Origin of the sequence: Micromonospora sp. NBS 11-29, assembly GCF_002140155.1 — a bacterium.
Classification (GTDB): Bacteria; Actinomycetota; Actinomycetes; order Mycobacteriales; family Micromonosporaceae; genus Micromonospora.
Map to the genome: position 1 here is coordinate 548,693 of NZ_NAPR01000003.1, position 13,127 is coordinate 561,819.

The window sequence follows — 13,127 nt, forward strand, 5'->3', positions numbered from 1 at the left end:
CCCGGCGCCGTAGGGGTAGAGCGGATTGCCGTACGTGGTGGCCGGTGGCTGGCCGGCGTCGATGGCGGCCCGGATCTGGGCCCGCTGCGCCGCGGTCGCGCCCAGGTCGTACGGCAGGTCCCAGGCCTCGACCGCGTCGGCCGGCACGTCGGTGCCGCCGGGGCGCAGCACGTCGGACAGGCTGCGGGGCAACTGCCAGGGCAGCTTCCCGCGCGGCTGGTAGTCGCCGAAGAGCAGGCCGGCCAGCGCCGGTCCCATCTCCTCGCCGCCCCGGTAGGTGACCACGATGGCGCTGGCCAGGTCCCGCCACTCGGTGATCACGTAGGGGCGGGGCAGGGCCNACCGGGATGCCCCGGGCCCGGAAGTTCTGGATCAGCGCGAGCTGGTCCGGCGGCAGGTAGGGCTGTTCCTTCGGCCAGTTGGTGGCGTGGGTGTAGGACGCCTCGCCGACCGCCACCACGGCCAGCTTCGGGTTGGGCGCGTCGTCGGCGTACACGTTCACGCCGTCGCGGGCCGCCCGGTCACGCACCGCCTCCAGGATGGTCCGCGAGCCGTACTCGGCGTGGAAGAAGCTGGTCCAGACGCAGCAGGCGGCGGTGTCGGCGGCGCGCGGCCCGGCCACCACGATGTTGTCGCCCGGCGCGAGCCGGATCGGCAGCGCCCCGCCGTCGTTCTTCAGCAGCGTCATCGCCTCCCGGGACGCCTGGTTGGCCAGCGCCGCGTACGACGGCTGGTGGAAGCGGTACGGGCCGTTGACCGGGTCGCCGTACGGGTTCTCGAAGATGCCGAGCTGGAACTTGATCCGCAGCACCCGCCGGACCGCGTCGTCGATCCGGGCGGCCGGCACGTTGGCCAGGAACGTGGCCATGGTGAAGCCCGCCGCGCCCGGGTCGGCGCCGCCCATCACGTCGGAGCCGGCCTTCGCCGCGCCGACCCAGGAGCCCGACGGCAGCCAGTCGGTGGTGATGAGGCCCCGGTAGCCGAGGTTCTGCCGCAGGTAGGCGAGGATCGGCGCGCTGTCGCCGGCGCCGGGGCCGCCGGGGTCCAGGTAGGAGCTGCCCGCGTACCCGGGCATGATGTTGACCGCGCCGGCCTCCATCGCCGCGCGGAACGGGATCATGTGGTACTTGATGGTGACCGCGTCGTAGACGATCAGCGCCTCGCCGCCGGCGCCCTCGCCGGGCCAGTGCTTGACGGTGGCGAGCACGGACCTCGGGTTCAGCTCCGGCCCGCCCTGCAGACCGGCCACGAGCGCCCGCACCTGGGCGGCGGCGACCTGCGCGTTCTCGCCGTTGCCCTCCTGGATGCGCGGGTAGATCACCTTGGTGCCGACCTCGGCGAGCGGGCCGAGCACCCCCCGGGTGCCGACCTCAAGCTGCTCGCGCCGCTGCATGTCGCCGAGCCGGTAGTCGAGCGGGTAGTCGCGCGCCGCGGCCAGCGCGCTCTGCATCGGGTACGTCGTCTGGTAGCCGTGGATGGTGTCGCCGGCCGAGACGAACGGGATGCCCAGCCGGGTGCCCGCCGAGGCGAGGAGCTGGTTGTGCAGGTCCTGCGCCTGGGCCGGGCCGAAGTGCCAGCCCGAGCGCGGGAACGCCTGGGCGTTGTAGAACATCTGGTACGCCTTCTCCTCGGCCGTCATCCGGCCCAGCAGGTCGTCCACCCGGCTCTCCACCGGCAGCCGCCAGTTCTCGTACGGCTGGATCGTGCCGTCGCGGTTGAGGTCGCGGCTGCCGGCGACGACCCCGATCCCGTCGGCGACCGTCTCCAACGTGGGCAGGTAGACGCCGAACCGGCGGATGCCGGAGGTGAGCGGCGTGCCGCCGACCGAGGTGACGTACCACTGGTAGGTCCAGCGGTCCGGCAGGTCCCAGGTGGGGGTGTACGACGTGCCGGTGGGTTCGGCGACCTTGGTGTAGAGGTCGATCAGGTTGCCGGTGGCGGTGAAGTCGTAGTCGGTCCGGCTGATGTTGAGCCACACCTGGTAGCGGGTGGCGCCGGGGGCCGCCGCCCAGCTCAGCGTGGGCCGCCGGGTGGTGGTCACCAGCGTCCCGTCCGCCGGGGCGGTCAGCGCGAACTGGTCACGGGTGGCGGGCGGGCGGGTCGGCCCGGAGAGCATCGGCGCGGTGGTGGCGGCGTCGTCGACGGTGCCGTACACCTGGAACTCCCACAGCGAGTAGCCGTAGCCGGTGGCCCGCGCCGTACCGTACAGCCGCAGGTAGCGGCCGGTGCCGCGGACCGTGAGCTGCTCGACGCCGCCCCGGCCGGTGGTCGTGGTGTACACGGTGGTCCAGGTGAGGCCGTCGGTGGAGGTCTCCAGGCGGTAGCCGGTGGCGTACGCGGCCTCCCAGTTCAGCACCACCCGCTCGACGGTGGCGACGCCGCCGAAGTCGACGGCGAGCCACTGCGGGTCGCTGGACTGGCTGGGCCAGCGGNGGCCGTCGACGGCGGCGGCGGGCGCGTTGCCGCCCTCCCACGAGGACGCGGTGACCTTCGCGAACTCGGAGATCGGCCGCCCGCTCGACGGCGGTGGGGTGCCGGTGGTGCCGTAGACCTGGAACTCCCAGAGCGAGTAGCCGTAGCCGGTGGCCCGGGCGGTGCCGTACATCCGCACGTACCGGCCGGTGCCGGCGACGGCGAGTGTCTGCGTGCCGCCGGTGCCGGCGGTGGTGGTGTGGATCGTGGTCCACGGCCCGGTCGGGTCGGCCGCGACCTGGATCTGGAACGCGGTCGCGTAGGCCGCCTCCCAGACCAGCCGGACCTGGTCCACGGTGGCGGTGGCGCCGAGGTCGACCTGGAGCCACTGCGGGTCGGCGAACGCGCTGGCCCAGCGCGTGCCGGTGTCACCGTCGGTGGCGGCGGCGGCCGGGGTGCCGCCCTGTTCGGTGGAGGAGGCGGTGGTCGGGCGGCCCTGGGACAGCAGGGCACCGGCGGCGGTGGCGGCCGGGGCCGGGACGGCCAGGTAGGCGGCGAGCAGGACGAGCAGGGTGGCGGTGGCGGTGGCGAGGCGGCGTCGCCCGCCGGGCGGCGGTGTGGACATGGCGGCTCCCGTCAACGGGGCTGGCGGCCGGTACGAGGTGAGAGCGCTCGCCCACCAGGTTCCATTCGGCTGCTTCGATCCGTCAATGCTCCCGGCGAAGTCCGGAACCGATCATGGACGCCGCCGGCCGCCCGGGACCGGTCAGGCGATCGGGGTCTCCCCCGGCAACGCCCGGGCCCGGACCCGCCCGATCAACGCCACGATGGCCAGCGCCAGCACGGCCACCACCAGGAACGCGGTCCGCAGGTCCAGCGCGCCGGCGAGCAGGCCGATGACCGGCGCGGCGAGCAGCGCGCCGGGCCACTGGCCGATCGCCACCACGGAGACCCCCTCGCCGGAGGTCAGGCCGGGCTGCTCGCCGGCGAAGCCGAGCACCGTCGGGGTGACGCAGGCCAGCCCGAAGCCGAGCAACGCGAAGCCGACCATCACCGCGGCGGGATGGGGGTACGCCACCGGCAGCGCCATGCCGGCGGTGGCGACCAGCGCGGACGCCCGGACGAAACGGATCCGCCCGATCCGCCCGGCCAACCGGTCGCCGACCAGCCGGGCCACGGTGGCGGAGAGCGAGAGACCGGTGTACGTGGCGGCGGCCAGCACCGCCGCCGCGCCGGCCACCTCGGTGGCGTAGAGCGCGCTCCACTGCGCGCCGGCCATCTCGACGAACGAGGCGAGGAACGCGATCACCGCGAGCAGCAGGAGCTGCGGGGTGAACCGCTCGCGCAGCCCACGCCGGGTCTCGCCGTCCTTCGTCTCCTGCCGGGGGGTGTCCGGCAGCCAGCGGTGCGCGGCGATGAGCAGCGCGCCCAGCAGCACGCTGGTGACCGCCATCTGCGCCGACGGGGACAGCCCGATCGCGGCGGCGCCGGTGCCGCAGAGCCCGCCGACCAGCATCCCGACGCTGAAGCCGGCGTGGAACGTGGACAGGATCGGCCGGCCGTAGCGCTTCTGCACCTCGACCGACTGGGCGTTCATCGGGGTGGCCAGCAGGTTCGCCGCGAAACCCCAGACCGCGAGCCCGGCGACCAGCGCCACCACCGTGGTGGAGGCGGCCAGCAGCGGCGCGTTCACGAGGATCAGCGCGGCCCCGGCCAGCGCCAGCCGGCGGGTGTTGATCCGGCTGATCAGCACCGCGACCACGACCAGGGAGATCAGCTCCCCCGCGTTGGTGGCGATGTTGGCCAGCCCCCAGCCGGTGTTGCCGACGCCGACCGCGTCGCGCACGTCGGGCACCCGGGCGGACCAACTGCCGATGGCCAGGCCCATGATGACGAAGAGCAGCGTCACGGACCAGCGGGCCCGCACGGCCGACCGGGGCACCGGCGGGGCCGGCGTCGGCGTCGGATGCCGCTGCGTCGAGGTGTCCGTCATGGCGGTCGTGCCCCTCTCGGATCGGTCCCGGTCAGTGTCCTACCCGATTGCGTGGTCGAGGAAGCACGCGCCGTGCGGCAGGCGCAGCCGCCCCGGGGTCAGGTCGGGGTCGGCGACGAGCGCCGACACCACCGCCACGTAGTCGTCGATCAGCCCGCGGACCAGGTCGTCACCGAAGACGCCACGGTTGCGGATGACGACGCCACCGGCCCGGTCGTCGTCCAGCACCACGATCGGGGAGCCCCGCTTGACCCAGACCGGCAGGCAGTCGGGCGGCACGTCGGCGGCCACCACCGGGGGCGGGGTGCCGGGGGCGGGCCGGGCGGTCACGTCGAGCGGTTCGATCCGCAGCCCCGGGCAGTGCAGCACCGGCGAGGCGGACGCGGCGGACTGGAACCAGGCGTCGAACAGGTGGTTGTCCGGCCACGGGCGCACCCGCGGGAAGTCCGGCCGGACCGCGCGGGCCACCCGGTGGTACGGGGTAGCGTGGTCGACCGCCCCGGCCAGCGCCGCGTGCGCGGCGGCGACCACCTCGCGCATCGGCGCGTCCGGCGCGACCGTCACCGGCAGGTAGACGTTGTTGGTGAACTGCCCGATCAGCCGCCGGGACAGCGGGCTCTCCCGACCCAGCGTGGTGGTGCCGAGCACCACTCGGGACCGGCCGGCCCGGGTCGCCAGCAGCACCAGGTAGGCGGCGAGCAGCAGGACGTACGGGCTGGTCCGGGCCCGCCGGGCGACGGGTCGCAGCCGGGCGGTGACCTCGGGCGGGAACGCGAAGCGGGTGGCCACCTCGGCGCTGAGCGCGACGTCCGGGTCCGGCGCCCGCGCCGGGAAGAGTTGGTACGGCTGCACCGGCCGCAGCCGGTCCCGCCAGTACTCCGCCCGGGTGGCGGCGTCGATGCCGCCCCCGCTCAGCTCCGCCTCCTGGAGCGCGGCGAGCGCGGCGAAGTCCACCCCGAGCGGCGGCTGCGGGTCGACCGCGCCGAGCCGGGCCGCGTACGCGTGGCACAGGTCCTCCACGAACACCCGACACGACCAGCCGTCGGAGACCATGTGGAAGAAGCAGAGCGCGAGCACGTGCTCGGTGGCGGAGAGCCGGACCAACGCGGCCCGCCACAGCGGCGCCCGGCCGGGGTCGAACGCGTCGTTGCGGTGCGCGTACGCGATCTGCTCCACCCGGGCCTGCTGCCGCGCCGGGTGGAGGCCGGACACATCAACGTACTCCAGCGGCGAGTCGACGTGCGGCAGGATCGTCACGGCCGGTTCGGCGCCGATCCGCGCGAACCGCATCCGCAGCGCGTCGTGCCGGTCCACCACGTCCTGCATGGCCTGACGCAGGACGTCCACCCGCAGCGTGCCGCGTAACCGGCGGAACTCCACCACCACGAGCCGGGCGTCACCGGGGCGGGCCGGGTCGAGCGCGGTCATGAACTCCCACATCATCTGCTGGCTGGGCGCCAGTGGCAACGTCGTCGGCACGGCCGGCCCCCTCAGGCCGCCACCGACGCCGCCGGCGTCGGGACCGGTTGGTAGTCGGCCTCGTCCGGGGCGCGGAAGCCGGTGAAGAGCAGGTCGGGCCGGCGCAGCCGGAGCGCGGTGACGAACGCGGCGCCGTCGAAGAGCGTCTCGACCGCCGCGCAGGCCACCGACTCGGCCACCGCCCTCGGCCCGCGGTCGTCGCCGAGTCGGCCGGGTGTCTTCGCGGCGACCACCGCGGCGGCGACGGCGGGCACCGCGAGCAGGCTGCGTCCGCCGCTGCGCCGGGCGGTGAGCAGTCCGGCCAGCGCGGTGACGGCCAGCGCGCTGGCGGTGTTGAACACGAACCGGCGTCGGTGCGGGTGGGCCAGGCAGAGCCACTGCTCGGACCGGCCGTACGTGGTGAACCGGTAGGCCACCGCACGGAACGTGTCGGCCACGCCGGTGTCGTGGGTGACCACCCCGTCCGGCTCGGCGAGCAGCACGTAGCCGGCGTCGGTCAGCAGCAGCCCGAGGTGCAGGTCCTCGCCGCCGATCGGCATCGGCGAGTCCTCCGGGAACCCGCCGACCGCGTCGAACGCGGACCGCTTCAGCGCCGTGTTCGCCCCGGCGCCCCAGGAGACGCGGGCGAAGTGCAGCGGGCGGGTGAGGTCGCCGAGCAGCAGGTAGGAGCGGCGCATCACGCGGAAGAAGGCGCTGTCGCCCGGCTCCACCAGCACCGGGCCGGTGACGCCGGCGACCTCCTCGCCGCTGGCGCGCAGCCGGGCCGCGTACCGGGTGATCAGGTCGGCCGGCACCCGGCAGTCGGAGTCGGTGAACAGCAGCAGGTCGTGGCGGGCGTGCCGGACGCCCAGGTTCCGCTTCGCGCCGACGTGCCGGGGACCACGCACGTAGCGGGCGCCGAACTCGGCGCAGGCGGCGCGGTGCGCGGCGGCCGCGGCGGGCCCCGAGTCGTCGACGACCACCACCTCCACCGGTTCCGGGCAGTGCGGGGCGGCCTCGCGCAGGCTGCGTAGCTGGCGGCGCATCTCCGGCACCCGGTCCTTGACCGGGATGACGACGGAGACGCCGCGCGTGACGGCGCGGGGTTCGGTCGGTTCGCCCACGGGCGGTGCGGATCGGCTCATGTCCTGAGGGTCGGCCAGGGCGATACAACGCCGATACACGGCGCGGGTATCCGGCGTGTACCGCCGATGTATCGACCGGTATCAGGGTCGGAAGACATGACGACCTCCATTCCGCTCGACCGGCGGCTCGCCGTCGACGGCGGCCGGCCGGTCCGCCCNCGGACGCCGCCCGCAACCTCGCCACCGTGCTGCACGGCGGGCGGTGGGCGATCAGCAGCCCGTCGGTCGACGACGGCGTACTGTTCGAACGCCGCTTCGCCGCCGACTTCGCCCACTACGTCGGCACCCGCCACTGCGTGCCGGTCGACCACGGGTCCAGCGCCCTGGTCGTGGCGCTGGAATCGCTGGGCCTCGGCTACGGCGAGACCGTGCTGGTGCCGGCGCTGACCTGGACCGCGTCCGCCACCGCCGCGCTGCGCGCCGGCCTGGTGCCGGTGCTGGTCGACGTCGACCGCGACACCGGCTGCGTCGGGCCGGACGACCTCGACCTGTCGGTGGACCCGCGGGCCATGGTGGCCGTGCACTGGGCCTCGAACATGGCCGACGTCCCGGCGCTGGACGCGGTCACCGGGCCGCGCGGCATCTCGATCGTGGAGGACTGCGCGCAGGCCCACGGCGCCACCTGGCAGGGCCGCCAGGCCGGCTCGTTCGGCCGGCTGGGCTGCTTCAGCTTCCAGCACGGCAAGGTTCTCACCTGCGGCGAGGGCGGTGCGGTGGTCACCGACGACGACACCCTCGCGCCGCTCCTCGAAGAGCTGCGGGCCGACTCGCGGCGCTACCGCGGCGACCGGACGCCCCCGGGTGAGCTGGACCTGGAGGAGAGCGCCGGGGTGCAGGGCGCCAACTTCTGCCTGGGTGAGTTCTCCGCCGCCGTGGCGTGCGCGCAACTGGCCACCCTGGACGCCCAGCACGACGTGCGCAACCACAACTACCGGCTGCTCGGCGACCTGCTCGCCGACGTGGACGGCGTCCGGCTGTTGCAACCGGCGTCGGCGCAGACCCGCATCTCGATCTACGAGGGCACGATCGTCCTCGACGAACTGCCCCGTGGCATGGACAACGCCGCCGTGGCCGCCGCGCTCACCGCCGAGCTGGGCCGACGGTTCTACTGCACCGACGAGCCGCTGCACCGCAGCCGGCTGCTCCAGCCGTGGACCAAGCCGCTGCTCGCGCCGCTGGCCGAGCGCTTCGCCGCGATCCACGCCGACCGCGCCTACCCGAAGACCGAGTGGCTCGCCGCGCACACCGTCCAGACCCACCACAGCACCTTCCTCGGCAGCGAGCAGGACATGCACGACGTCGCCACCGCCGTCGCCAAGGTGCTCGCCCGCTGATCCGCGCCACCGCCGGCGCACCCACCTGAAGGGACCTTCCCGTGACCGTCACCCAGCGTGAAACCTCCTCCCGTCCGACCCCCGACACCGACGGACCCGTCGGGGTGTGGCTCAACGGCGCCCGCGGCTCGGTCGCCACCACGGCGATCACCGGGCTGCTGGCGCTGCGCGCCGGCATGGCCGACTCGACCGGCTGCGTCACCGACACTCGCCTGCTGCGCGACGCGCCGCTGGCGGGCTGGGCCGACCTGGTCGTCGGCGGGCACGACATCGTCGACACGCCGCTGGAGAAGAAGGCCGAGTCGCTCGTCGACTCCGGCGTCATCCCCGCGCCGGTGCTCGCCGCCGTGCGGGGCAACCTGCCCGAGATCGAGCGCGACCTGCGCACCGGATACGACGCGCGGACCGAGACCGGACCGCTGGCCGACGTGGTCGACCGGCTGGCCGGCGACATCGAGGAGTTCCGCAGCCGGCACGGGCTGTCCCGGGTCGTCGTGATCAACGTGTCGTCGACCGAGCCACCGGCCGACCACCGGCCCGAGCACGACGACCTGGACGCGCTGAACCGCAGCCTGGCCGACCCGGACGAGCGGGCGCTGCCGGCCAGCTCGGTGGTCGCGTACGCGGCGTTCAAAGCCGGGTGCGGCTTCGTCGACTTCACCCCGTCGACCGGCGCGCGGCTGCCCGCGCTGGAGATGATGGCGCAACACGAGCGGGTGCCGTTCGCCGGCTCCGACGGCAAGACCGGGGAGACGCTGCTGCGCACCGCGCTGGCGCCGATGTTCACCTGTCGCGCCCTGCATGTGCTCTCCTGGGCCGGGGTCAACCTGCTCGGCGGCGGCGACGGCGCCACGCTGGAGGACCCGCGCAACGCCCGCAGCAAGCTCAGCTCCAAGTCGGGCGTGCTGCCGGCGCTGCTCGGCGAGGACGTCACCGCCCCGCTGCACATCGACAACGTGCCGGACCTCGGCGACCACAAGACCGCGTGGGACCACGTCTCGTTCGAGGGGTTCCTCGGCGTCCGGATGTCCATGCAGCTCACCTGGAGCGGGGTCGACTCCACGCTGGCCGCCCCGCTCGTGCTCGACCTGGCCCGGCTGACCGCCGCGGCACACCGGGCCGGGCACGTCGGCCCGATCGAGGAGCTGGGCTTCTTCTTCAAGGACCCGATCGGCACCGACGAGCACGCCCTGGCCGAGCAGGCGCAGGTGCTCGCCGCCTGGGCCAACGGGTTGGACGGCCGCTCGCCGCGCTGACCCTCGCCCCCGGCCGCCGGCGCGGTCGTCCCGCGCCGGCGGTCCCGCCCCGCGTACCCGCATCGAGGAGCTACCCATGTCACACGTCCGGAACGCGCCCGACCCGCCGACCACGGATCCGGTGTGGACACCGATCCTGACCGGTCTGCGCGCGACCGCGCTGGACTGCCTCCAGACCAGCTTCGCCCTGCTGGCGGACCACGCGAACGGGGCCGACAGCCACCTCGCCCTCGGTGCCCGGTACCGGTTCCGGGCCCGCGACCGGGACGGCCTGGTCACCGTCGAGGCGACCTGGGACGACCGCGTCGCCGAGGCGGTCGACCTGCTGGGCCTGCGGGTCGAGGGCCGGTGGATGCAGCTCGACGGCCCGCAGGTGCGGCGGCTGGGCGGGCCCGGCCAGCCGCTCTACGTCACCGCCGACGCCCACGACCTGCCCTGGTGCCCCTACCACGGGCACGAGCACATGCCGCACAGCTTCCTGGTCACGGCCGTCGACGCGGACGAGGTCACCGTGGTCGACGCCTACCACAACGACACCGCCCGGGGCCCCGCGCGGCCGGGCGTGTGGCGGCTGCCCACCGCCCGGTTCGACGCGGCGCTGGCCGGCGGCGCGCACGCGCTGGCCGTGGCCGCCCACCCGGCGCCGGCGATCGACGTGCCGGCCATGCTCGCCGACAATGCCACCCGGGCCCGTCGGGCCCGCCCCGAGGTCGCCGCCTACCTGACCCGGGCCGGCGCCACGCTGGACACCGAGGCGGGACTGCACCGCTTCGTGCTCGACGTCTGGCTGCTGGCACGCGACCGTGACCTGCACGAGCACTGGCTCGCCGCCGTCGCGCCGGACGCCGCCGACGCGCTGGCCGGGCAGGGGCCGCGCTGGCGGCAGCTCGCCACCCGCAGCTACGTGGCGCTGCGCCGGGTCCAGGCCGGACGGCCGGCCGCGCCGGAGCTGGCCGACGCGCTGGGCACGCTGATCGCCGACCATCTCGTCGCGCTGGAGTCGATCGCCGACCCGACCGCGACGCCCGGCGGGGACACCGCGCCGGACGCCGCGCCACCGGCCGGCGGGGACGGCGTCCGCGCGGCGGTGCTCGGCGCGCTGGGCGACACCCTGCACCTGGACGAATCCGCGCTGCGCGCCACCGACGTGCTGCGGGACCTGCCCGGCTTCGACTCGTTCCGGCTGGTCGACGTCATCGACCGGGTCGAGCGACGCCTCGGCGTGGAGGTGCCGGCGACCGCGCTCTCCGCCGCCGACCTGCGCGACGTCGGCTCGCTGTGCGCCATGTTCGGCGCCGCCGCCGGGGGTGCCCGATGAGCACCGAACTCCTGCCCGCCCTGCTGGACCGGACCGCCGCCGTACGCCCCGACGCGCCCGCCGTCGACGACGGGACCGCGTGCCACACGTACCGCGAGGTCCGCGACGCCAGCCTGCGCCTGGCCGGCTGGCTGCGCGCGGCGGGCGTGCGGCGCGGCGACCGGGTGCTGGTCGCGCTGCCCACCGACGCGGCGCTGCCGGCGCTGCTGTACGCGGTCGCCCGCACCGGCGCGGTCTTCGTCGTGGTGCGCACGCCGGCGCCACCGGTCGCCCTGGCCCACGTCCTGGACGACGCGGAGCCGGCCCTGGTCCTCACCGACGACACCACCCTCGGCGACCTGTCCCGCGTCCGGCGCGTGCCGGTGCGCGACGCGACCGACGTGGCCGGCGCGGCCAACTCCGCCGACGCGATCGACGAGGCCGACGCGATCGACGAGGCCGACGCGGGTCCGCTCGCGGTCGATCCGGTCTGCCTGATCTACACCTCCGGCAGCACCGGCATGCCGAAGGCGGTGGTGTCCACGCACGCCCAGGTCACGTTCGCGGTCCGGGCGATCCAGTCGGAGCTGCGCTACCGGCCCGACGACGTGGTGCACGACGTGCTGCCCGTCTCCTTCGACTACGGCCTCTACCAGATCTTCCTGAGCACGGTGGCCGGGGCCCGGCTGCGCCTGGGCGACCCCGGCGAGGCCGGCGGCCGGCTGTTGACCAGCCTGGTCGCCTCCGGCGCGACGGTGCTGCCCGCCGTGCCGTCGCTCGCCGTCAACCTGCTGCGCCTGCTCGGCCGCCCCGGTGCGCCGCGCCCGGGACTGCGCCTGCTCACCAACACCGGGGCGGCCATGCCCCCGGAGGTGCTGACCGGCCTGCGCCGGCTGCTGCCCGGCCTGACCGTCCAGCTCATGTTCGGTCTCACCGAGTGCAAACGCGCGGCGATCATGCCGCCGGACGGGGACCTGCGTCACCCCGGCGCCTGCGGCCGGGCGCTGCCCGGCACCGAGATCTTCACCGTGGACACCGACGGCCGGCGCCAGCCAGCCGGTGTGGTCGGTGAGCTGGTGGTACGCGGCCCGCATGTGATGGCCGGCTACTGGCGACGACCCGAGCTGACCGCCCAGCGCTTCCACCGCGCGCACGGGCTCTTCCCGCAACTGCACACCGGCGACCACGGGCACGTCGACGCCGACGGGTACGTCCACTTCGCCGGCCGCCGCGACGACGTCTACAAGGAGAAGGGCACCCGGGTCAGCGCCACCGAGGTGGAGGCGGCCGCGTACCGGGTCGACGGCGTGGACGCGGCCGGCGTGCTGCCGCCGGCCGACGGCCGCGACGGCGCGACGCTGTTCGTGGTGGCCGCGTTGACCCCGGGCGACGTGCTGCGCCGGCTGCGGGAGCAGTTGGAGGAGATGAAGGTGCCGGCGCGCTGTGTCGTGCTGCCGGACCTGCCGCTGACCGGCAACGGCAAGGTCGACCGGCGGGCGCTGGCCCGGCTGGCGGGTGAGCGCCGTGGCTGACCTGCCCTTCGACACCCCGGCCTACCGCTACGACCTGGCCGAGGTACGCGCCAACCACGCCGCCCTGCGCGCGGCGCTGCCCGCGCCGAGCCGGCTGTACTACTCGTTGAAGGCCAACCCGCACCCCGCCGTGGTGGCGGCGTTGCACCGGGCCGGCTGCGACGCCGAGATCTGCTCCCCCGGCGAGCTGGCCGCCGCGCGGCTCGCCGGGGTGCCCGGCGACCGGATGCTCTACACCGGCCCCGGCAAGCGTGACGCCGAGGTCGCCGAGGCGGTCCGCGCCGGTGTCCGCTGGTTCTCCGTCGACTCGCCGGTCGGGCTGGACCAGGCCGACCGGATCGCCGCCGCCCACGGCGTCGTCCTGCGCTGCCTGCTGCGGGTCAACGACCGGGTGCCGAACCCCGGCCAGGGACTGACCATGACCGGCGTCGCGTCCCAGTTCGGCGCGGACGTCGACTGGATCGAGCGCGAACCGGAGCGGTTCGTGTCCCGCCCGGCGGCCGAGGTGCGCGGCTTCCACCTCTACACCGGCAGCAACGTCGACTCGGTGGACGCGCTGGTGGCGCAGTTCACCGCCGCCGCGACCACCGCCCGCCGGCTGCGCGACCTGCTCGGCACCGAGCTGAGCGTGCTCGACCTGGGCGGCGGCTTCGGCGCGCCGTTCGCCCGGCCCGGCCGCAACGCGGACCTGTCCGGGCTC

The 13,127-nt window shown here is 75.1% G+C and carries 9 protein-coding genes and 1 pseudogene; 5 read left to right on the top strand and 5 right to left on the bottom strand.

All coding sequences use genetic code 11. From position 1 onward, the window contains the following. The 5 genes and pseudogenes from B1205_RS30830 to B1205_RS03840 all read right to left on the bottom strand — a co-directional run. Positions 1-321: glycoside hydrolase family 3 C-terminal domain-containing protein (locus B1205_RS30830; protein ID WP_369597248.1), on the bottom strand; the 321-nt coding region annotated here is incomplete at its 3' end. An 82-nt stretch (positions 322-403) separates the two neighbouring features. Further along, a pseudogene (locus tag B1205_RS03825) lies at positions 404-3,037 on the bottom strand (discoidin domain-containing protein); the annotation flags it as partial. Positions 3,038-3,178: 141 nt separating this feature from the next. Next, positions 3,179-4,405, bottom strand: a complete 1,227-nt coding sequence (locus B1205_RS03830; protein WP_089154312.1) for an MFS transporter — start codon at positions 4,403-4,405, stop codon at positions 3,179-3,181. Between the two features lie 39 nt (positions 4,406-4,444). Next, positions 4,445-5,884, bottom strand: coding sequence for a condensation domain-containing protein (locus B1205_RS03835; protein WP_089154313.1), 1,440 nt, complete (start codon positions 5,882-5,884; stop codon positions 4,445-4,447). Between the two features lie 11 nt (positions 5,885-5,895). Next, positions 5,896-7,008, bottom strand: a complete 1,113-nt coding sequence (locus B1205_RS03840) for a glycosyltransferase (RefSeq protein ID WP_254909683.1) — start codon at positions 7,006-7,008, stop codon at positions 5,896-5,898. Between the two features lie 185 nt (positions 7,009-7,193). Between B1205_RS03840 and B1205_RS03845 the strand changes: the two genes are divergently transcribed. From B1205_RS03845 to B1205_RS30835, 5 genes are all read left to right on the top strand, one after another. Further along, entirely contained in the window at positions 7,194-8,342 is a 1,149-nt protein-coding gene (locus B1205_RS03845) for a DegT/DnrJ/EryC1/StrS family aminotransferase (protein ID WP_254909684.1), read from the top strand. 41 nt (positions 8,343-8,383) lie between these two features. Further along, the gene (locus tag B1205_RS03850) at positions 8,384-9,598 is read left to right on the top strand and encodes an inositol-3-phosphate synthase (RefSeq protein ID WP_089154314.1); all 1,215 of its coding nucleotides are present in this window, start codon (positions 8,384-8,386) and stop codon (positions 9,596-9,598) included. Positions 9,599-9,674: 76 nt separating this feature from the next. Next, positions 9,675-10,916, top strand: coding sequence for an acyl carrier protein (locus tag B1205_RS03855; protein WP_089154315.1), 1,242 nt, complete (start codon positions 9,675-9,677; stop codon positions 10,914-10,916). Further along, positions 10,913-12,427 (top strand): class I adenylate-forming enzyme family protein, encoded by a 1,515-nt coding sequence (locus tag B1205_RS03860; RefSeq protein WP_089154316.1) that lies wholly within the window; start codon positions 10,913-10,915, stop codon positions 12,425-12,427. Before B1205_RS03855 ends, B1205_RS03860 begins: the two co-directional genes overlap by 4 nt. Beyond that, on the top strand, positions 12,420-13,127 hold a 708-nt coding region (locus B1205_RS30835; protein ID WP_254909685.1), incomplete at its 3' end, for an alanine racemase. The genes B1205_RS03860 and B1205_RS30835, both read left to right, overlap by 8 nt.

What these genes read in the sequence shown, in the direction of transcription:
- B1205_RS03855 (WP_089154315.1), top strand. Translation starts at nt 9,675, where the DNA reads ATGTCACACGTCCGGAACGCGCCCGACCCGCCGACCACGGATCCGGTG.
- B1205_RS03830 (WP_089154312.1), bottom strand. Translation starts at nt 4,405, where the DNA reads ATGACGGACACCTCGACGCAGCGGCATCCGACGCCGACGCCGGCCCCG.
- B1205_RS03860 (WP_089154316.1), top strand. Translation starts at nt 10,913, where the DNA reads ATGAGCACCGAACTCCTGCCCGCCCTGCTGGACCGGACCGCCGCCGTA.
- B1205_RS03840 (WP_254909683.1), bottom strand. Translation starts at nt 7,008, where the DNA reads ATGAGCCGATCCGCACCGCCCGTGGGCGAACCGACCGAACCCCGCGCC.